Origin of the sequence: Mesorhizobium cantuariense (assembly GCF_042647205.1) — a bacterium.
In the GTDB taxonomy this organism is placed as follows: domain Bacteria; phylum Pseudomonadota; class Alphaproteobacteria; order Rhizobiales; family Rhizobiaceae; genus Mesorhizobium; species Mesorhizobium cantuariense.
In genome coordinates this window covers 4,826,258-4,843,850 of the sequence record NZ_JBHRVD010000001.1, presented here as the reverse complement: position 1 = coordinate 4,843,850, position 17,593 = coordinate 4,826,258, and the positions used below count along the sequence as shown (strand labels likewise).

Sequence of the window (17,593 nt, the reverse complement as noted above, 5' to 3'; positions counted from 1 at the left end):
TAGCCACTTGGCCGGTCCGATTGCCTCGCTCTATGGTTGCTCGACAAACGCGAGCCTGCCCATGCGCAAGATCTGCCTTATCCGCGCTCCGTCCAACCTCGGCCTTCGGCCGTTGCGGCCCGGCCATGTGCCGGGGACGTGGCGAGCGCCGCAGGCATTGAGCGAGGCCGGCTTGGTCGAGGTGCTTTCGCCGGCCAAGGTGATCGATCTCGAGCGGCCCGCCTACAGCACCGAGCCGCAGCCGAGCACCAGGCTGCGCAACGGCCCCGCGATCCGTCGCTTCAATCTCGAGCTTGCCGAGATTGTCGCCGGCGCACTCGGGCGCGGTGAGTTCCCGCTGGTCATCGGTGGCGACTGTTCGATTCTGCTCGGCGCGCTGGCGGCGGCGCGGCGCTCCGGTCCGCTGGCGCTGGTGCATGTCGACGGCCACAGCGATTTTCGCCATCCCGGCAATTATGATGTCGATGCCGCGCTCGGCTCGGCCGCCGGCATGGACCTTGCTCTTGCCACCGGGCGCGGCGAGCCGTTGCTGACCGGGTGGCCAGGTATTGCCGGTTCGCTGGTGGCCGATGAACAGGTGATCCAGATCGGTGAACGCGAGAGCCGCGACGCCGACTTCGCCTGGCCTGACATCAATTCGACCGCCATGATGCTGATCGACGTGTTTGCCGCGCGCGCGCTTGGCGTGGCTGGGGTGCTGGAAAAGACCCAGGCAAGGTTGGCGCGGTCTCCCTACTGGCTGCACCTCGACATCGACGTGCTCGATCAGACCATTATGCCGGCGGTGGATTCGCCCGGCGGTCCCGGCATAGATCCGGACGACCTCGTTGCCATCCTGTCAGCGCTGGTCGCCGATCCCGCCTGCATCGGCATGGATATGACGATCTTCGATCCCGATCTTGACCCGACCGGCGAACTGGCGGTGCTGCTAGTTGTCTCTGCTCGGGCGGGCGTTTGCGCCGGCGCAGCACTAGCTCGCCCTTGCCACCGGCGTCACCGTCACCTGGCTGACGCCGGTGCGGCGCACGACGGTGCACAGCGTTTCGCGACCGATGCGTTCGGCGTCGAGCATGCGCACGAGGTCGTCGACGCCGGTGACCGGGCGGCCGTCGATGGCAGCGATGATATCGCCTTCCTTGAGGCCCGCCTTGGCCGCCGGGCCGTCCTTCTCGACGCTGCGCAGGCGAACCGCTGTTTTGCTCGACACTTGCGACAATAGCGCGGCGCGGCGCGGCAGGTTTGTGGTGTCGGCCGAGATGCCGATGAAAGCGCGGCGTACGCGGCCGAAGCGGATGATCTCCGAAATGACGAAATTGGCGGTGTTGGAGGCAACCGCGAAGGCGATGCCTTGCGCACCATGGATCATCGCGGTGTTGACGCCGATGACCTCGCCGGCCGACGACACCAGCGGCCCGCCGGAATTGCCGGGGTTGAGCGCTGCGTCGGTCTGGATGACGTCGTCGATCAGCCGGCCGGTCGAGGCGCGCATCGAGCGGCCGAGCGCCGAGACGACGCCTGAGGTGACGGTCCATTCGAAGCCGAGCGGATTGCCGATGGCAATGGCGATCTGGCCGCGCCGCAGCCGCTTGGAATCGCCCAGAGGTGCTACATCGGCGAAGTTGCCGTCGGCGCGCACCAGCGCGATGTCGGTGTCGGGATCGCGGCCAAGCACGCGGCCTTCGCGGGAAGCGCCGTCCGGCATCGACACGCGCACCGTCCTGGCGTCGCCGACGACGTGGAAATTGGTGACGACCAGTCCGTCCGGCGTGATGACAAAGCCGGAACCATGGCCGCACTGGCCGCCAACGCGCTCGATGCGGCAGACGGCGGGGCCGATGCGGTCGACCGCATCGGCCACCGTCGTCGAATAGGCGTCGAGCAGCGTGTCGTCGGCCAATGTATTGTCGGATGGGAATTTGGCGGCGGCGAGGGCCATGGACGGGCTCCGTGTTATCAGGCGCAAGGATGATTTTTTCCTGTGCGTGTCGTTGTCCCAAAACCGCTGAGCACTTTTGGGCGGCACGCACTATATGTGCGGAGCGGCTTGAACCGCCGCGACCTGACCAGATGGCCAGTCAAACCGGCAACTAGCCGTCAGGCGAGTACCTCTAGGCGCGCTGTAGAGCGATATCTGGGGCATGAGAAAACCCAGGAGACCAACATGACCGATTTCAATCTGAGTGCGTTTTCGGAAGCCATCGCCGATCTCGCCGCCAAGGCAGCGCCGGCGACGGCGAGTTTCGCCACGCATCATCATCGCACGGCCACCGCCTTTCACTGGCGCGACGGCTATTTCGTCACCGCCGAAGAGGCTGTCGAGGCCGGCGAGGAGATCAAGCTGACGCTAGCGTCGGGCGAGACGGTGAAGGCCGAACTGATTGGTCGCGACCCTTCAACGGGCGTCGCCCTGCTGAAGCCCGCTGACGCGACTGCAGCGCCTGCGCTGGCCAAGGCGGATGCGGTGCGGCCGGGCAACATCGCCATTGCCATCGGCAACAGCGATGGTTCCGCTCTGGCCGTCTCAGGCTCGGTCGGCGAAGTCGGTCCGGCCTGGCGCTCGATGCGCGGCGGCACGATCGACCGTCGCATCAATCTTGCCGTCGGCGCCGGCGGCCGTTTCGAGGGCGGCCCTGTGCTCGACGCCAAGGGCGCGCTGATCGGCATGCTTTTGTTCGGACCGCGCCATCGGGCGCTGGTGATGCCTTACGAGACGATCGAGCGGGCGGTTGCGACCTTGCGCGAAAAGGGCCATGTCGTGCGCGGCTATCTCGGCGCCGGCCTGCATCCGGTGCGCGACCGCGACGCGCGCGGCGCGATGGTGATGAGCCTTGATGACGATGGTCCGGCCAAGGCTGCCGGCCTCTCTCTCGGCGATATCATCGTGGCGTGGAACGGCGAGGCCGTGCATGGCCCGCGCGACCTGATCCGCAGGCTCGGACCCGACAGCGCCGGCGCTTCGGTGATGCTCGGCGTCGTGCGTGGCGGCGAACAGCGCGATGTCGCGCTGACCATCGGCGAAAAGCCGCTGAGCTGAGAGGATCGATGGAAAGCGACACGCTGACAAGACCGGAGGTAGCGGGCGGCGAACGTCAGCTCGTGGTGCTGATCGCGCTCCGCGATGCCGGGCGTGCCGAGCGCCTGTCAGCCTCGCTTGCCATGGCGGGCGATCTGCTTCCGGTCGTGGCCGGCGGCGGGATTGCCGATGTCGCTGTCGTCGATGATGCTGTTCGGGCGAGGGGTGGCAATACCACAATCCCACTGGTGCTGCTGTCCGCGCACGGCCGGCCAGAAGGCCAGGTGTTTGCCGTGCTTCCATTGGCGGCTGCTGCTACTCTGATCGCGGCCGCCGTCAGATTGGTGGCGGCTGGATACAGGGTGTCCGGCAACGGGCGTTCGGCGCCGGATCGCCATGACGATTTCGACCGCGATGATGCAGCCAGTGGAGTTGGAAACGACGGCGGGCTGTTCGGCGAAGAACCGCTCGACGATGGCGCCGCCGCCCGCCCAACGCTGTCGCCGCGCGAGGCGGAAGTGCTGGCGCTGCTGGCCGAGGGCGCGCCCAACAAGGTGATCGCGCGGCGGCTCAACATCTCCGTGCACACCGCGAAATTCCACGTCGCAGCGATCCTGATCAAGCTGGGTGCCGCCAACCGCACCGACGCCATTGCCATTGCGATGCGGCAAGGGTTGGTGCTGGTTTAGGGGACGACGCCAGGCAGATATTGCGGTCATCGTCAAAGTCCGGCGCTGCCCCTCATCCGCCTGCCGGCATCTTCTCCCCGTATAGTGACGGGGAGAAGGGAGCTTGCCGCGACCTCGGCGCTCTTCTTGCAACGTTGGCGATTGGTGAAAGCGGCGATGACGGCATCTTTTTCCCCGTCACTATACGGGGAGAAATGCCCGGCAGGGCAATGAGGGGCAGCGCGGCGCTGCGGACGGGGCATGCATTATCTGGTCGGGATTCCGAACTCGTCGTAACCGAGTATCTCGTCTTCCGTCATCGGGTGGTCGCGCTTTGGTATTCGACCTGCTCGCTCAGAAATTTCCCGAAGTTTGACGATCAGCTCAGATTCTCCCGACCGAGACGCCATGCTTTCGCGAGCAATCTCGTTTTCGAGGCTCTGCCGGATCGCCTCCGTCGCCGACACGCCGCGGCTGCTGGCGAGTTGACGCGCCAGTTGCGAGATCTCCGCATTCTTAATCGACAAGGCCATTTGATGGTCTACCATTCTGTACGGAATATATACCCAACCCTCCGCAGCGTCACCATGGCTCCCCGCCGCAAGCTCTTGTATCCCGTCGCGTCACAGGCAAGGATCGCGCAGCGAGACAGTGCAAGCGGAGGAAAAATGTCGCTCAAGGGAAAGACGCTGTTCATCTCCGGCGGGTCGCGCGGCATCGGGCTGGCGATTGCTTTGCGCGCCGCGCGCGACGGCGCCAATGTGACGATCGCCGCCAAGACCGCCGAGCCGCATCCGAAGCTGCCGGGCACGATCTATACGGCGGCTGAAGAGATCGAACAGGCCGGCGGCAAGGCGCTGCCTGTCCTGTGCGACATCCGCGAGGAGGCACAGGTGGCCGAGGCGGTCGCCAGGACCGTGGAGAAATTCGGCGGCATCGACATCTGCGTCAACAATGCCAGCGCCATCCAGCTTACCGGCACGCTGGAAACCGACATGAAGCGCTACGATCTGATGCATCAGATCAACACGCGCGGCACTTTCCTCGTCTCCAAAATGTGCATTCCGCACCTGAAGTTGGCCGCAAATGCTCACATCCTGAATCTGGCACCGCCGCTCGACATGAAGGCCAAATGGTTCAAGAACCACGTCGCCTACACGATGGCCAAGTTCGGCATGTCGATGTGCACGCTGGGCATGAGCGCCGAGTTCGCCAGGGACGGCATCGCGGTCAATTCGCTATGGCCGATCTCGACCATCGACACGGCGGCGATCCGCAATCTGCTCGGCGGCGCGACGGTGGCGGCGATGAGCCGTTCGCCCGACATCATGGCCGATGCCGCGCATGCCATCTTCATGCGGCCGTCGCGCGAGGCATCAGGCAATTTCTACATCGACGAGGAGGTGCTGCGCGCCGAGGGTGTCAGCGACTTCTCGGTCTATTCGCCTGATGCGACCGGGCCGCTGGCTGGCGATTTTTTTGTCCCCGATGAGGTGTTTGCCAATTCGGGCACGAAGGTCAAAAGCATCTACTGACGAATCACGCCCTCCCGGCGCTGCCCCTCATCCGCCTGCCGGCGTTCGTCGCTCGAAAAGCCCGCTGCGTGAACCGCTTCTCACCTCTCCGTATAGTGACGGGGAGAAGGTGCAGCCTCACGCCTCGTCCTCCTTGCCTTTGCTCAGACAAAAAACCCCGCCGGAGAGGGTCCGGCGGGGCTCAATGCGTCCCGCTGGAGTCGGGACGGGGCAGGGAACGCCCAGCCCTGAATCTGGGGTAGGTGCGCCTCCGATTCAATGAGCCCGGCTGCATACCGGTACAATTCTTGTTGAACCCGGCACGTCGATCCATCCCCGGCAGGGCCGGGGATGGATGCTTCTCGTGCCGATTCCACAAACCAGGTCATGGTTTTGAAATCATGACCTAATTGTTGCTGGCCACCGGCGCTACCAGCGAGGTGATGCGGCGAATACCAACGCGCCGGTTCTCGCGGTTTGGCGCCGAAGTGTTGACCTTCAGATACTCCTCGCCATAGCCCTGCGTCGTCAGGTTTTCCGGCGGGATGCCGAAGGCGTTGGTCAGCGCTTCCGCCACCGCTTCGGCGCGGCGGTCGGACAGAGCGAGGTTGGCTTCGGGCGAGCCGACGGCGTCGGTGTGACCTTCAATCAGGAAGGTCTCGGCCGGGTTCTTCTTCAACAGTTTCTCCATGGCGGTGGCGACGCCCTCGAGCTTCTGCACCTCGGTGTCGGAGATCGAGGCCGAGCCGAATTCGAAGTTGAGCGTGTCGAGATCGACGCGGCGAGCTATGTCGCGCACGCGGGCCGAACGCTTGACCTCGTCGATGGAATAGAGACGCTGGACCTTCTCAACCGGCGGCTGTTCGAGGAAGGTGTAGTAGTCGTCCGGATCTTCGACATCCTCGGAGTCCAGAATGTACTCCTCGCGCGGGATGGTGAGCCGCATCGGCGGTAGGTCGTCGCCGGGATCGCGCCAGTCGCCGTCATCCTGGTAGCTGCGTTCTTCGACATAGCTCAGCACATATTCGCGTCCATCCGGCGCAATGCGCGAACGCTGGATGACGTCGCCATAGCGGTTGCGGATGGTGACGATCTGGACACCGTTGTCACGCTCGACGATTTCCCGGGTGCGATCGCCCGACAGATCCTCATAGTAGACGTTCCTGGCGCCGCGATTCATGCGCGGGGCGTCATTGCTCTGGACGAATGTCTGGTTGTTGAACTGCAGGATAACGCGGTCGCCGAGTTCCCTCACGATGTCGACGCCTTTCGGACGCCGGCGGTCGCGGACGTTCTCATCGGGCGCACGCTCTACGCGCGTGCCCTTCTCCTCGGTCACCGGGACCATCTTCTCGGGCTTGATCTCCTGCTGCGCGGCCCTGTCGTCGGTCGGAGGCGGCCCTTGGTCGACAGGAGCAACCACCGGCTTCTGACCCTGATCGCCGCCTTGCTGGGCGTTCTGCCCGCCATTCTGCTGCTCGCCATCCTGCGGGACGATCTTGTCGCCCTGCTTCCGGCCGCCCTTGCGCTCGGCATCCTTCTGGCTGTCCAGAATGGGAGCGGCATTGGGATCGGCCGGCGCTTCGCCCTGGGCAGGTGCGGCCGTCTCGCCATTGGCTGGTTGTTCGCCGGTGGCCGGCTGCTCGCCTGTGGCCTCGCCAACAGGCTTCCTGCCACGCTTCTTCGTCGTGTCCTGAGGCTGCTCGCCCTGGGCCGCAGGCTGTTCGCCGGCAGGGGCGGTCGCCTCTCCAGCGGGAGCTTCCTTCGGCGTCGGGACGACTTGAGGTTCGGCCTGCTGGTTCTTCTTGCGCGGCTTCGCCTGGTCGGGCTGATTGTCGTTGGCCGGTTCTGCCTGGCCTGCGGGCGCCTGCTCGGTCTGCTGCTGATCACGCTTCTTCCTGCGCGGCTGCTGCTCCTCGGCGGGTGCGGCCTGCTCGGCCGGCGCCTGTTCGGTCTGCTGCTGCTGATCGCGCTTCTTCCTGCGTGGCTGCTGCTCCTCGGCGGGTGCGGCCTGCTCGGCTGGCGCCTGTTCGGTCTGCTGCTGCTGATCGCGCTTCTTCCTGCGCGGCTGCTGTTCCTCGGCGGGTGCGGCCTGCTCTGGTGGCGCCTGTTCGGTCTGCTGCTGATCGCGCTTCTTCCTGCGCGGCTGCTGTTCCTCGGCGGGTGCGGCCTGTTCGGCCGGTGCCTGTTCGGTCTGCTGCTGCTGATCGCGCTTCTTCCTGCGTGGCTGCTGTTCCTCGGCGGGTGCGGCCTGCTCGGCTGGTGCCTGTTCGGTCTGCTGCTGCTGATCGCGCTTCTTCCTGCGCGGCTGCTGTTCCTCGGCGGGTGCGGCCTGTTCGGCCGGTGCCTGCTCAGTCTGCTGCTGCTGATCGCGCTTCTTCCTGCGTGGCTGCTGCTCCTCGGCGGGCTGCTCGCTCTGGGCAGGCGCTGCCTGCTGTTGCGGCTCGGCCTTCTTCCGCTCGGGCTTTTGTTCGGGTTCCGCCTGCTGCTTCTGCGCGCAGGCCTCGGCCGATTCGCCCTCGGCGCACGCTGCTTGCGCCAAAATGAATGGGGCTGACGTGCGCTGGGCAGGGCCAAATACGGCACTTCCCTGAAGCGGGAACGCGCCCAACGGCGCGGATGCCATCAGCAGGCCAAGTGCGGTGCCGGCCAGAATCCGTGGTTGGCGTTTCATCGAAAACTCTCCTTGTGGGGTCCCATCCTTGCCGAAACCGATCTTGCGCCGATTGGTTCCGGTTTGGCGTGAATAGAGGCCGTGCAGGGCGAATGGCCGGCCTTTTGAAGGCAACTTCGTGTCATTCACCTGGCGATCGCCGCATTCCGGCCGTTGCCACGCTTGACCTTGCCGGCGGCTGGGGCCACATGCCGGGAATGGAAACGCCATTCTGGAAAACCAAGGCGCTGGAGGCGATGAGCCCGGCCGAGTGGGAATCGCTCTGCGACGGCTGCGGCAAATGCTGCCTGTCCAAGCTTGAGGACGAGGATACCGGCGAGATCTACTGGACCAGCGTCGGCTGCCGGCTGTTCGACGCCGAAAGCTGCCGCTGCGCGGACTACGCCAACCGGCTGGCGCGCGTGCCCGACTGCGTCGGGCTGACGCCGCAGAATGTGCGTACCATCAGCTGGCTGCCCAGCACCTGCGCCTACCGGCTGGTGGCCGAGGGCCACGACCTCTACTGGTGGCACCGGCTGGTGTCGGGCAGCGCCGAGACCGTGCATGAAGCCGGCATCTCGATGCGCGGCCGGGTCAAGGCGAGCGAAACCGAGCTTGCCGAGCCGGAAGACTATTTTGACTACATGCTGGACGAGGAGCCGTAGGGCTCGCGCGCCGGAAAGACGAGCAGAGGCTCGCGTTAGGGAACGACGAGCAGAGGCTCGCGTTAGGACTGCCTGATCCAATCCGCTGGATCGGGAACCGGGCGCTGAATCAGACGTTTTTGGTACTCATCTTGTGCTGGACGATGGTGAATGACCGGCAATTTCCCTTTTCCCGCCACATGAACCGGAGATGAACAGCGGGTTCGTAAAGAGTTCAGACACGTAAGTGCATTCTCCCCCCATCGGTTCACGAGGACGGGCGAAAGCCCGCAAAAAGGAGAGAAGACAATGTTCAACACGATCAAGACGGCAGCCCTTTCGGCCCTGGTCGGTCTCGGCACGCTGACCGCCATCCCCGCTCATGCCGACAGCCTCTATCTCGGCTTCGGCAACAACAACGACCCGCGTTTCGGCGTCTATGCCGGCGACGATGGCTATCGCCATCGCCGTTATGAACGCCGCGACGACTGGCGCGGTGATGAACGCCGCGGCTGGCGCCGTGGCTGTTCGCCGGACCGTGCCCTCGACAAGGCTGAGCGCATGGGCCTTCATCGTGCCCGCATCGTCGACGTCAGCCGTCGTACGGTGAAGGTGATGGGCCGCCAGGATGGCGACCGCGTTGTCATCGTGTTCGCCAATGATCGCGGCTGCCCGGTTATTTATCGCTGAGGCTGGACAATTAAGGCCGACCCTCTACGAGGGTCAGCTTGGGAGCATGATCTTTAGCAAGATCAGCCGGGCAGCATGACCCTCTACGAGGGTCAGCCGGGCAGCATGATCTTTAGCAAGATCAGCTGGGACTAGCCGAGCCCCTTTCCCATCTGAAGGGTGTGGCTCGAAAAACCCCGCGGGAGCGATCCCGCGGGGTTTTTCATGCACGCTATTGCAGGTGATTGCATCCGTGGCTGCGGCAAGCCTCAACCACGGATCGTCAAGGCCGCTTATTTCAACTCGAAGGTGACGGTGACCTGGACATTGTAGGAATTCTCGCCGGCCTGCACCGGAGCCGCAGCACCCGCCGCGGCATCGAAGGCCTTGGCGTTGATCGGCATTGGCGTCGGCGCGATGTTCTGGTCGGTGATTTCGAGCACCCGGCCGAGGCTGACGCCGGCGGCCTGGGCCAGCGTCTTGGCTTTGGCCATGGCGTTGGCCACCGCCTTCTTGCGGGCCTCGGTGACGGTCGCCGCCGGGTTGTCGTTGGTGAAGGCGATGCCGCCGCCCTGGTTGACGCCGAGCGACACCGCCTTGTCCAGAATCTCGCCCGTCTTGTCGACATCGCGCACCCGCACCGACAGCGTGTTGGTCACCTGATAGGCGATAAGTTCGGCCTCCTGGCTGCCGTCCGGCTTGTTGGTGTAGTTGTAGCGCGGGTTGATCTGGATGCCGGCGGTCTGCAGGTCGCGGTCCTTGATGCCGGCCGACTTCATCGCCGCGATCACGGCGGCCATGGCGTCGTTGTTGGCGTCGAGTGCAGCGCGCGCGGTCTTGGCCTCGCGCATGACGCTGAGCGTCAGGACCGCCAGATCGGGGGCTACGGTTGCTTCGCCTTCGCCTGACACAATGATGCGGGGCGGCGTCGGCAAATCGGCGGCTCCAGCCATCGCCGGAAAAGCGATTGCAGCGGCGAGCGCGATAGGCAAAAGGTTTCTGGTCATGAAATCTCCTTGGTCCGCGATCAAGTCGCAGAGGTCGCGTAGAGTGCGATTATGGGTTGATTTGGGCGATCTCCGAAAGCCCCAAGGGAAAGCCTTGTGCCGGGACGGGAAAAACATTAATCCAGCCCGCGTGGGGCCTGTAGCTCAATGGTTAGAGCCGGCGGCTCATAACCGCTTGGTTGGGGGTTCGAGTCCCTCCGGGCCCACCATTATCGTTATTTATCAACAACTTATCGTTATATATTGGTTCGGTTAGCCAATTCAATATTGGCGAACCTCTGTGCATCGCGTTGATTTTGTTGATTTATGGTGGGCTTCCGAGGACTGGCGTGAGGGAATCATAGCAGGAGATCGCGCACACGAGAGCGCTCGCTGCAGTTCGCCGTCACCGGATGCAGGAAGTCGGCCGTCTCGGGTTTTTGGGGACTGTCGAGAACCTGCTCAGGCGTGCCAAGTTCATGAATTTGTCCTTGGAGACGCGCTTGCGAGAAAGCGCTCCCTTGATCAGGTAAGCTATGCGGCCTTGGTGCCGTCATTCCCGATCCAGTGGAAAGATCGGCCGCGGCACATTCCGATACGGCATCCGCTCGTAGTGAGGCGTACAAAGCGCGCCACTGTCGCAGACGATGATCTTGCCGGCAATCGGCGCGAACGCGGCACGGAAGTGCTGCATGGATTTCAATGCGACCACCCGCTTCTCCGCCGGGTCGATGCCGAATGCCCTGAACTGCTGGAGGTCCAGCATCTGCTGGGCGATGGTCACGACCAGGATTTCGATGCCATCGACGCGCAGCACCGCGCTTGGACCGAAGTTGCCGGGGAGTCCGCCAATCATCGGCCCGTCGCCGACGAAGTGGCCATCGCTCAGCGCCACGATTTCGGCATCGAGCTCGAGCGGACCGCCCCCGAAGCGGGCGTCGGTCTTGCCGCCAAGCACAATCCCGATGCGCTCGCCAACGGCCGACCGATGCAGGGCGGCCGCAGCCTCGCCATCAACGATCGGACCGAAGCAGGCGTCGGTCACCCTGGCATCGAGCATCGCCTTCAACAGATTGGTCGAGTCGCCATAGCCACCACCGCCGGGATTGTCGGCATAATCGGCGATGACAAGCGGGCCATCGCATGACTTATATGCCACGGCGACCGCTGCCGCCGTTTCGACGCTGACATACTCGTTCAGCACCCCGTGGCGTCTGTCCCAGATGTCGTCGGCGATCGTTTCGGCGAACGCCTGGTGCGCATCGAAATCGCCCTGGCCGGTGACCAGCACGGTCGGCCCGACCTCGGCAATATCGGCGCTGGCGAAGCCGCCATTGATGCTGACGGCAAACACGTCGGCTTGTGCTTCGTAGGCTCGCGCGGATGCGAGCCGTTCGAGCATCGGACCGATGTCGGTGCGCCCGCCATTGACCTCCTCGAGCATGGGTCGCCTGGCGCTGATCGTGAGCGGCTTGATCTCGCCGGCCATGGTGCGCTGCAGGATTTCGCCGGCCTGCCGCCCGATCTCACGCATGTCGACATGCGGATAGGTCTTGAAGGCGACGACGATATCGGCGAGCTCGCACATCTGCCGGCTGACATTGGCGTGCGGGTCAAGCGTAATGGCAATCGGCACGGTCTGGCCGACCACAGCCCGCAAGCGCCGAAGCAGTTCGCCTTCGCCGTCCTCGCAAAAGTCAGGAACCATGGCGCCGTGCAGTCCAAGCAGAATCCCGTTGAAATTTCCTGATGTCGCGGCAGCGATCAATGGCTCGCATAGCCAGTCGAACGCAGCGCGCGTGACCCTGCCGCTTGGACCGGCGGCGGAACTCAGCACATGCTCGACCTGCCAGTCGCGGGCGCGTCCCACATCGAGGAAACCGGCAAGCTCGGTGTTGGCGTCGCGCCGCTGGGCAATGGCTTCCGCTCCCGTCAGAAAATAGCGGTCGCGGAACGCCTGCTCGTCGGTCGGATGACGGCTGAACGTGTTGGTCTCGTGGTAGATTTCCGCGGTCAGGACTTTGAAGGTCATAAGTTACTCCAGGAGTGCATGGATTCGGGCGCGGCAACCGCAAAGGGGCGGCAATTCGGCGCGTGGATCAGTCCGGATGGTGGCAGGCTACGGCGTGGCCGCCTCCGGAAGCGGCCAGAAGCGGCGTTTCCACCCGGCAACGTTCGCTCACCTTTGGGCAGCGCGTCGCGAAGGCGCAGCCCGGCCCAAGATCGAACGGGCTCGGCACCTCTCCGGCCAGGGGCTGGATGCGACGGCGCAGCTTCGGATCGGGCTGGAATGTGCTGTCGAGCAGCGTCCTGGTATAGGGATGACGTGCCGGTGCGTCGGTATCGGGCAACGCCTCGACGACGCGGCCGAGATACATCACCAGCACTTCGTCGCAGAAATATTTAACCAGCGCGAGGTCATGGGAAATGAACAGGTAGGTCAGGCCCATTTCCTCCTGCAGCCGTTCGAGCAGGCCAACGATCTGGGCCTGGATCGACACGTCCAGCGAGGCCGTCGGCTCGTCGAGCACCAGAAGTGCGGGCTTCAGCGCAAGCGCACGCGCGATGCCGATGCGCTGCTTCTGGCCGCCCGACAGCTGATGCGGGTAGCTCGATGCTGTCTGAGGGTTGAGCCCGACCATGGTCAGCAATCCGGTGATCATGTCGGATCTCGCGGCTGACGAAAGGCGTACCCCCTGGATCTGGAACGGCTCCATCACCGCATCGGCAACGGTGTAGCGGGGGTCGATCGCCGAATAGGGGTCCTGGAACACCATCTGCATGCGTGCGCGCAGACGGCGCATCTCGCGCGGGCGTTGCTTCAGCAAATCCAGGCCATCGAAACGGACCGCACCGCTCGATGGTTCGATCAGGCGCAGGATGAGGCGCGCAAGCGTGGACTTTCCACAGCCGGATTCACCGACAACGCCGACAACCCGGCCCTTCGTCATCTGGAACGACACGTCGTTGACCGCGTACATCGAGCGGGCCGCGCCGAACAGGCCGCGCTTGCTGGTGTATTGTTTGGACAGACGGCTGACTTCCAGGAACGCGCTCATCCGACGGCTCCGGCAAAATGGCATGCGGCGGCACCGTCACGGCTGGCTATGAAGGGTGGTGGCACGGCAGCGCAGATTGCCTCGGCGCGCGGGCAGCGCGGGTGAAAGCGGCAACCCTGCGGATAGTGGGCGACGCTTGGGACGGTACCCTCGATGCCCTTCAAGCGCTGCGCGCCCGCCAATCCGCGCGGGATGCAGCCGATCAGTGCCTTTGTATAGGGATGGCGCGGATCGTCGAAAATCGCCGCGACCGCTCCATGTTCGACCGCGGTCCCGGCATACATCACCACGACCTTGTCGCAGGCTTGGGCAACTACGCTCATATCGTGGGTAATCAGCACCATGCTTAGACCGCGGTCGCGGATCAGGTCGCTCAGCAATCGGATGATCTGTGCCTGGACGGTGACGTCCAGCGCCGTGGTCGGTTCGTCGGCGATCAGGAGGTCAGGGTCGGCGGCAAGCGCCATGGCGATGACGATGCGCTGCTTCATGCCGCCGGACAATTGGTGGGGGTAAAGGTGATAGATGGAAGCCGGTTCCGGAATCCGCAGTTCGCCCAGCAGCTCGACGGTGCGGGCGCGCGCGGCCGATTTGTCCAGGCCAAGATGCAGCCGTGCCACGACATCGATCTGCGGGCCGACCTTTTTCAGAGGATCGAGAGACGTCATCGGATTCTGCGTGATCAGGCCAATGCGGCCACCGCGCAGTTTCCGGTAGGCCGGTTCAGGCAAAGCGGTCAAATCGCCGCCGTCAAAGACCACCGAGCCGCAGGTGATACGCCCGCCGATCAGCGGCAGCAGCCCCATGATGGCCATGGCGGTCAACGACTTTCCCGATCCGGATTCGCCAACCAATCCCAGCGTCTCACCTTTCTCGAGCGAAAACGATACGCTGGACAATGGTGTGAGCGCGCCGATCGCAACGCGCAGAGTTTCCACTTTCAGTATCGTGCTCATGTTCCGCGCAGCCGTTCGCGGATATCGAGTGCCCGGATCAACGCATCGCCGAACAGGTTGATGGCAATCACGGTTACGGCAACGACGAGACCGGGAAAGATGATGACCCAGGGCGCCAGGAAAAGCTGCGCGGTGCCGCTGCTCATCATGGCACCCCAGCTTGGCGTGGGCGGTTGCGCGCCAAGGCCGAAGAAGCCGAGCGTCGCCTCCAGGATGATACCGTCGCCGATGGCGAGCATGCCGACCACAATGACCGGCGCAACGGCATTCGGCAGCAGGTGACGCGATAGGATGTGGGCGGGCGTGGCACCCAGGTTGATGGTTGCCTCAATGAACGTCTCGCGCTTCAGCTGGACGATTTGCGCCCGGGTCAGTCGGGTGAATTGCGCCAGGTAGGCGACGGCTATGGCGAACATCGTGCTGGACAGGCCGGGGCCGATGATCGCCACCAGCATAAGCGCGATCAGGATGTCGGGAAACGACCATGTCAGATCGACGACCGTCATCACGGCGCGTTCGAACAGGCCACCGAAATAGCCGGCGGCGGCGCCGAGCGCCATCCCGACGATCATCGAGAAACCGATGGCTGTTGCGCTGACCGACAGCGAGGTGCGCGCGCCGTACATGACGCGCGAGAGGACATCGCGGCCGAATTCGTCGGTGCCCCATCAGATGCGGCCAACCCGGCGCTGCGTTGCTGTTGGCCAGATCCTGGATGGTGACATCGAAGGGCGTGATCCACGGCGCGGTTAGCGCGACCGCCAGCAGGATCATGATATAGCCGCCCGAAAACAGGCCGAGCGGCGTGGCGAAGGCGCGGCCGACGCCGGATTGAGCCAATGCGTTCATGTGGTGGCTTCCCTGACACGAGGGTCCAGCGCGGCCTGGGCGACGTCGCCGATCAGCGTTCCGAGCATCACGGCAAGCGCCAGCATGAGCAGGCATCCCTGTACGACGGGATAATCACGCTGACCGAGCGCACGGATAAGCAGGCTGCCGAGGCCGGGCCGGCCGAAAACGAATTCGACGGTGACCGCGCCGCCAAGGATCCAGCCAATGCGCAGGGCCAGGATCGTGACGACCGGCAGAAAGGCGTGCGGCAGCAGATGGCGGAACAGGATGGTCGAGCGGGGCAGCCCCTTGGCGTGCAAAAGCGTGACAAAATCCTGGCGTGCGATCTCGACCAGCGCCACGCGGGTAACACGCGCCACCAGCGCGATACCGCCGAAACCGATCGTGAGGACCGGCAGGACAAGAGCCGTCCAGGTCTTGGCGCCGGAGACTGGAAACCAGCCGAGCGTCACCGAAAACAGCAGGATCATCAGCAGCGCCAGCCAGAAACTGGGAACCGTCGAGCCAAGCAGGATGAAAGCCTTGACCACCTGTTCCACGACCGGGTTCTTGGCAACCGCGGAGATGGTGCCGGCGATCATGCCGACGATCGAAGAGAAGGCGAAGGCCAGGGCGCCAAGTGTCAAGCTGTAGGGCAGGTTCTGCCAGATCAGGTCCGAAACCGGGCGGCGCAGTACGATTGCCTCGCCGAAATCCCCACTCAGGATACTCCTGATCCACAGCAGGTATTGCTCGATCAGCGTCCGGTCGAGGCCATATTTCATGGTCATTGCGAGCCGGTCTTCCGGAGACGAGCCGACGCGCATGAGGTTGTCGATCGGATCGCCCGGCAGGAGATGAACGACCAGGAAAATTACCACCGAAATCGACAGGGACACCGGAATGAGCATCAGCAGACGTTGCAGCGTGTATCTGATGATCATCCCGGCTCCTCCGGTGCTTCTCTGTTGGTCAAGTGCCGGTAGCGCTGGTTACTGCAGGACCTGCATGTCCATGATGGTCTGCGAGCGGAAACGCGGGCCGCGAACCTTTTCTGGCACGCTCACTGTCTTGGGGTTGAAGGCGACGTTGGTTGCCGGCTGGTAGATCGGCACGAACAGGAACTGGGACAGAAGATATTCGTGATAGGTCCTGAAATTCGCGATCCGCTCGGCCGAAGTCTTCGAGCTGGTCATGGCGGTCTTGTCCAACTCGTCGGATTTGGCGTCTTTCCACATTGAGATGTTCGGGTAGCCGAGCCGCGCGCCGCTGAAGAACCAGTCGAGGATGTCGGCGTTGTTCCAGTCGTAGCCGCGCACGGCGAGCTGATGGTTGTTCTTCTTGTACTCGTCGCGGATCGTGCTGGAATCGAGCACGGTGATCTCGGCATCCATGCCGATATCCTTGAGCTGTGCCTGCACGACCTGGGTAAGCCGCTTGAACTCCGTATCGTTTTGCGTGAAGAGCTTTACCTTCAGGGGTTGGCCGTCCTTGGCGCGCACGCCGTCGTCGGCCCTTTTCCATCCGGCCTCGTCGAGCAGCGCATTGGCCTTGGCCAGGTCGAAACTGACGTCGAGGCCGGGCTTGACCTGGGATTCAGGAAGCGAGCTGATGAGGAAGTTGTGTGCTTCCTGGCCAACGCCGGCATAGACGCTGTCGAGGATGGCCTTCTGGTTGATCGCCAGGGCTGTGGCCTGGCGGACCTTGATGTCGGTGAACGGCGCCACGGACGTATTGATCGGCATGTAATTGATGCCGGTTCCAGGCATCGTGATGATGGTGGCGGCTTTTTCGTTCTTGATGATCGACAGGAAATCGGTCGGCACGCCGAGCAGTAGATCGACGCCGCCGGTCTTCAATTCGAGGAACGCGGTCGACTGGTCGGGAATCTCGCGGAAGGTGATCTTGGCGATCTTCGCCGCACCCTGGTTGACCGACAGGTCCGAATCCCAGGCATAATCGTCATTGCGGACCAATACGGTCTCGAGCCCTATCGAGAAGCTTTCCAGCTTGAATGGTCCCGTGCCGACAGCGGTGGTGACGCCGTAGTCCTTACCGAGCGCCTTGTAGGATTTGGGGCTGGGCACGCCCATGAAGGAACTGGCGAGGTTGTACAGCATGTTCGGCTCCGGCCGCTTCATGACGAATTTGACGGTCAACGGATCGACGACCACGACCTTGTCGATTGCCTCGACCATGAAGGCATTCTCCGTGCCGGCGAAAGTCGGGATCCAGGCTGCGATCGTCTCGGCGTTGAAGAGCTCGCCGTCATGGAATTGACGCCGGGATGCAGCTTGAACTCCCAGGTCATGCCGTCAGGGCTTTCCTGCCATGACGTGGCCAGATGCGGGTGGAACGACTGATCGGCATCCTGCTCGATCAGCCGGTCGTAGATGAGCGACGTTGCCGAATTGAGGTTGCTGGAGGTGACCGGATTGTACGAGGTCGCGCCCAGTTCGCCGGCAGGAAGCGCGAAAGTCGCTTCCTGGGCCATTGCCGCCGATGGCAGGCTCGTCATGAAAAGGCCGGCGGACAGAAGCGCCGAGCCCGAGAGAAATGCCTTGGTCATGGTACGCATGTCATTGTTCCCTGTTGTTATG

The 17,593-nt window shown here is 63.7% G+C and carries 16 protein-coding genes, 1 tRNA gene and 1 pseudogene; 7 read left to right on the top strand and 11 right to left on the bottom strand.

Annotation, left to right across the window (positions count from 1 at the left end):
- Positions 1-61: 61 nt before the first annotated feature.
- Positions 62-874, top strand: a pseudogene (locus ACFOJ9_RS23585) (arginase family protein); the annotation flags it as partial.
- A 96-nt stretch (positions 875-970) separates the two neighbouring features.
- On the opposite strand, the gene ACFOJ9_RS23580 reads toward ACFOJ9_RS23585, so the two are convergent.
- Positions 971-1,936: a S1C family serine protease gene (locus ACFOJ9_RS23580; RefSeq protein WP_378981807.1), complete on the bottom strand. Its 966-nt coding sequence runs from the start codon at positions 1,934-1,936 to the stop codon at positions 971-973.
- 225 nt (positions 1,937-2,161) lie between these two features.
- On the opposite strand from ACFOJ9_RS23580, the gene ACFOJ9_RS23575 reads away from it, so the two are divergent.
- Positions 2,162-3,034 (top strand): S1C family serine protease, encoded by an 873-nt coding sequence (locus tag ACFOJ9_RS23575; RefSeq protein WP_378981805.1) that lies wholly within the window; start codon positions 2,162-2,164, stop codon positions 3,032-3,034.
- A gap of 8 nt (positions 3,035-3,042) precedes the next feature.
- Positions 3,043-3,702: a response regulator transcription factor gene (locus ACFOJ9_RS23570; protein WP_378981803.1), complete on the top strand. Its 660-nt coding sequence runs from the start codon at positions 3,043-3,045 to the stop codon at positions 3,700-3,702.
- 245 nt (positions 3,703-3,947) lie between these two features.
- Here ACFOJ9_RS23570 and ACFOJ9_RS23565 read toward each other — a convergent pair whose 3' ends face one another.
- The gene (locus ACFOJ9_RS23565) at positions 3,948-4,214 is read right to left on the bottom strand and encodes a type II toxin-antitoxin system VapB family antitoxin (RefSeq protein ID WP_378981801.1); all 267 of its coding nucleotides are present in this window, start codon (positions 4,212-4,214) and stop codon (positions 3,948-3,950) included.
- 135 nt (positions 4,215-4,349) lie between these two features.
- On the opposite strand from ACFOJ9_RS23565, the gene ACFOJ9_RS23560 reads away from it, so the two are divergent.
- The gene (locus ACFOJ9_RS23560) at positions 4,350-5,216 is read left to right on the top strand and encodes an SDR family oxidoreductase (RefSeq protein WP_378981799.1); all 867 of its coding nucleotides are present in this window, start codon (positions 4,350-4,352) and stop codon (positions 5,214-5,216) included.
- Positions 5,217-5,601: 385 nt separating this feature from the next.
- Here ACFOJ9_RS23560 and ACFOJ9_RS23555 read toward each other — a convergent pair whose 3' ends face one another.
- Entirely contained in the window at positions 5,602-7,869 is a 2,268-nt protein-coding gene (locus ACFOJ9_RS23555) for an OmpA family protein (RefSeq protein ID WP_378981797.1), read from the bottom strand.
- 197 nt (positions 7,870-8,066) lie between these two features.
- Between ACFOJ9_RS23555 and ACFOJ9_RS23550 the strand changes: the two genes are divergently transcribed.
- Both ACFOJ9_RS23550 and ACFOJ9_RS23545 read left to right on the top strand, forming a co-directional pair.
- Positions 8,067-8,513 carry a YcgN family cysteine cluster protein gene (locus ACFOJ9_RS23550; protein ID WP_378988002.1) on the top strand — a complete coding sequence of 149 codons (447 nt, stop codon included), beginning with the start codon at positions 8,067-8,069 and terminating at the stop codon, positions 8,511-8,513.
- Between the two features lie 288 nt (positions 8,514-8,801).
- Positions 8,802-9,182, top strand: a complete 381-nt coding sequence (locus ACFOJ9_RS23545; protein WP_378981795.1) for a hypothetical protein — start codon at positions 8,802-8,804, stop codon at positions 9,180-9,182.
- Between the two features lie 272 nt (positions 9,183-9,454).
- On the opposite strand, the gene ACFOJ9_RS23540 is transcribed toward ACFOJ9_RS23545, so the two are convergent.
- On the bottom strand, positions 9,455-10,168 hold the full coding sequence (locus ACFOJ9_RS23540; protein ID WP_378981793.1) for an SIMPL domain-containing protein: 714 nt from the start codon (positions 10,166-10,168) through the stop codon (positions 9,455-9,457).
- A 133-nt stretch (positions 10,169-10,301) separates the two neighbouring features.
- Here ACFOJ9_RS23540 and ACFOJ9_RS23535 point away from each other — a divergent pair.
- A tRNA-Ile gene (locus ACFOJ9_RS23535) sits at positions 10,302-10,377 on the top strand.
- Between the two features lie 323 nt (positions 10,378-10,700).
- On the opposite strand, the gene ACFOJ9_RS23530 is transcribed toward ACFOJ9_RS23535, so the two are convergent.
- The 7 genes from ACFOJ9_RS23530 to ACFOJ9_RS23500 all read right to left on the bottom strand — a co-directional run bounded on the left by ACFOJ9_RS23530 (position 10,701) and on the right by ACFOJ9_RS23500 (position 17,571).
- Positions 10,701-12,179 carry a M81 family metallopeptidase gene (locus ACFOJ9_RS23530; protein WP_378981791.1) on the bottom strand — a complete coding sequence of 493 codons (1,479 nt, stop codon included), beginning with the start codon at positions 12,177-12,179 and terminating at the stop codon, positions 10,701-10,703.
- Positions 12,180-12,246: 67 nt separating this feature from the next.
- The gene (locus ACFOJ9_RS23525) at positions 12,247-13,206 is read right to left on the bottom strand and encodes an ABC transporter ATP-binding protein (RefSeq protein ID WP_378981789.1); all 960 of its coding nucleotides are present in this window, start codon (positions 13,204-13,206) and stop codon (positions 12,247-12,249) included.
- Entirely contained in the window at positions 13,203-14,162 is a 960-nt protein-coding gene (locus ACFOJ9_RS23520) for an ABC transporter ATP-binding protein (RefSeq protein WP_378981787.1), read from the bottom strand. Before ACFOJ9_RS23520 ends, ACFOJ9_RS23525 begins: the two co-directional genes overlap by 4 nt.
- A complete protein-coding gene (locus ACFOJ9_RS23515; protein WP_378981785.1) occupies positions 14,159-14,788 on the bottom strand; it encodes an ABC transporter permease in 630 nt (209 codons plus the stop codon). The genes ACFOJ9_RS23520 and ACFOJ9_RS23515 overlap by 4 nt, the downstream gene beginning before the upstream one ends.
- A gap of 219 nt (positions 14,789-15,007) precedes the next feature.
- Positions 15,008-15,937: an ABC transporter permease gene (locus tag ACFOJ9_RS23510; protein WP_378981783.1), complete on the bottom strand. Its 930-nt coding sequence runs from the start codon at positions 15,935-15,937 to the stop codon at positions 15,008-15,010.
- Positions 15,938-15,985: 48 nt separating this feature from the next.
- Positions 15,986-17,224: an ABC transporter substrate-binding protein gene (locus ACFOJ9_RS23505; RefSeq protein WP_378987999.1), complete on the bottom strand. Its 1,239-nt coding sequence runs from the start codon at positions 17,222-17,224 to the stop codon at positions 15,986-15,988.
- Positions 17,149-17,571 carry a hypothetical protein gene (locus ACFOJ9_RS23500; RefSeq protein WP_378981781.1) on the bottom strand — a complete coding sequence of 141 codons (423 nt, stop codon included), beginning with the start codon at positions 17,569-17,571 and terminating at the stop codon, positions 17,149-17,151. The genes ACFOJ9_RS23505 and ACFOJ9_RS23500 overlap by 76 nt, the downstream gene beginning before the upstream one ends.
- Positions 17,572-17,593 lie beyond the last annotated feature (22 nt).

Excerpts from the sequence above, each read along its gene's own strand:
- ACFOJ9_RS23530 (WP_378981791.1), bottom strand. The coding sequence starts at position 12,179 with ATGACCTTCAAAGTCCTGACCGCGGAAATCTACCACGAGACCAACACG.
- ACFOJ9_RS23515 (WP_378981785.1), bottom strand. The coding sequence starts at position 14,788 with ATGTACGGCGCGCGCACCTCGCTGTCGGTCAGCGCAACAGCCATCGGT.
- ACFOJ9_RS23575 (WP_378981805.1), top strand. The coding sequence starts at position 2,162 with ATGACCGATTTCAATCTGAGTGCGTTTTCGGAAGCCATCGCCGATCTC.
- ACFOJ9_RS23545 (WP_378981795.1), top strand. The coding sequence starts at position 8,802 with ATGTTCAACACGATCAAGACGGCAGCCCTTTCGGCCCTGGTCGGTCTC.
- ACFOJ9_RS23540 (WP_378981793.1), bottom strand. The coding sequence starts at position 10,168 with ATGACCAGAAACCTTTTGCCTATCGCGCTCGCCGCTGCAATCGCTTTT.
- ACFOJ9_RS23580 (WP_378981807.1), bottom strand. The coding sequence starts at position 1,936 with ATGGCCCTCGCCGCCGCCAAATTCCCATCCGACAATACATTGGCCGAC.
- ACFOJ9_RS23510 (WP_378981783.1), bottom strand. The coding sequence starts at position 15,937 with ATGATCATCAGATACACGCTGCAACGTCTGCTGATGCTCATTCCGGTG.
- ACFOJ9_RS23550 (WP_378988002.1), top strand. The coding sequence starts at position 8,067 with ATGGAAACGCCATTCTGGAAAACCAAGGCGCTGGAGGCGATGAGCCCG.
- ACFOJ9_RS23555 (WP_378981797.1), bottom strand. The coding sequence starts at position 7,869 with ATGAAACGCCAACCACGGATTCTGGCCGGCACCGCACTTGGCCTGCTG.
- ACFOJ9_RS23560 (WP_378981799.1), top strand. The coding sequence starts at position 4,350 with ATGTCGCTCAAGGGAAAGACGCTGTTCATCTCCGGCGGGTCGCGCGGC.
- ACFOJ9_RS23570 (WP_378981803.1), top strand. The coding sequence starts at position 3,043 with ATGGAAAGCGACACGCTGACAAGACCGGAGGTAGCGGGCGGCGAACGT.
- ACFOJ9_RS23565 (WP_378981801.1), bottom strand. The coding sequence starts at position 4,214 with ATGGCCTTGTCGATTAAGAATGCGGAGATCTCGCAACTGGCGCGTCAA.
- ACFOJ9_RS23500 (WP_378981781.1), bottom strand. The coding sequence starts at position 17,571 with ATGCGTACCATGACCAAGGCATTTCTCTCGGGCTCGGCGCTTCTGTCC.
- ACFOJ9_RS23520 (WP_378981787.1), bottom strand. The coding sequence starts at position 14,162 with ATGAGCACGATACTGAAAGTGGAAACTCTGCGCGTTGCGATCGGCGCG.
- ACFOJ9_RS23525 (WP_378981789.1), bottom strand. The coding sequence starts at position 13,206 with ATGAGCGCGTTCCTGGAAGTCAGCCGTCTGTCCAAACAATACACCAGC.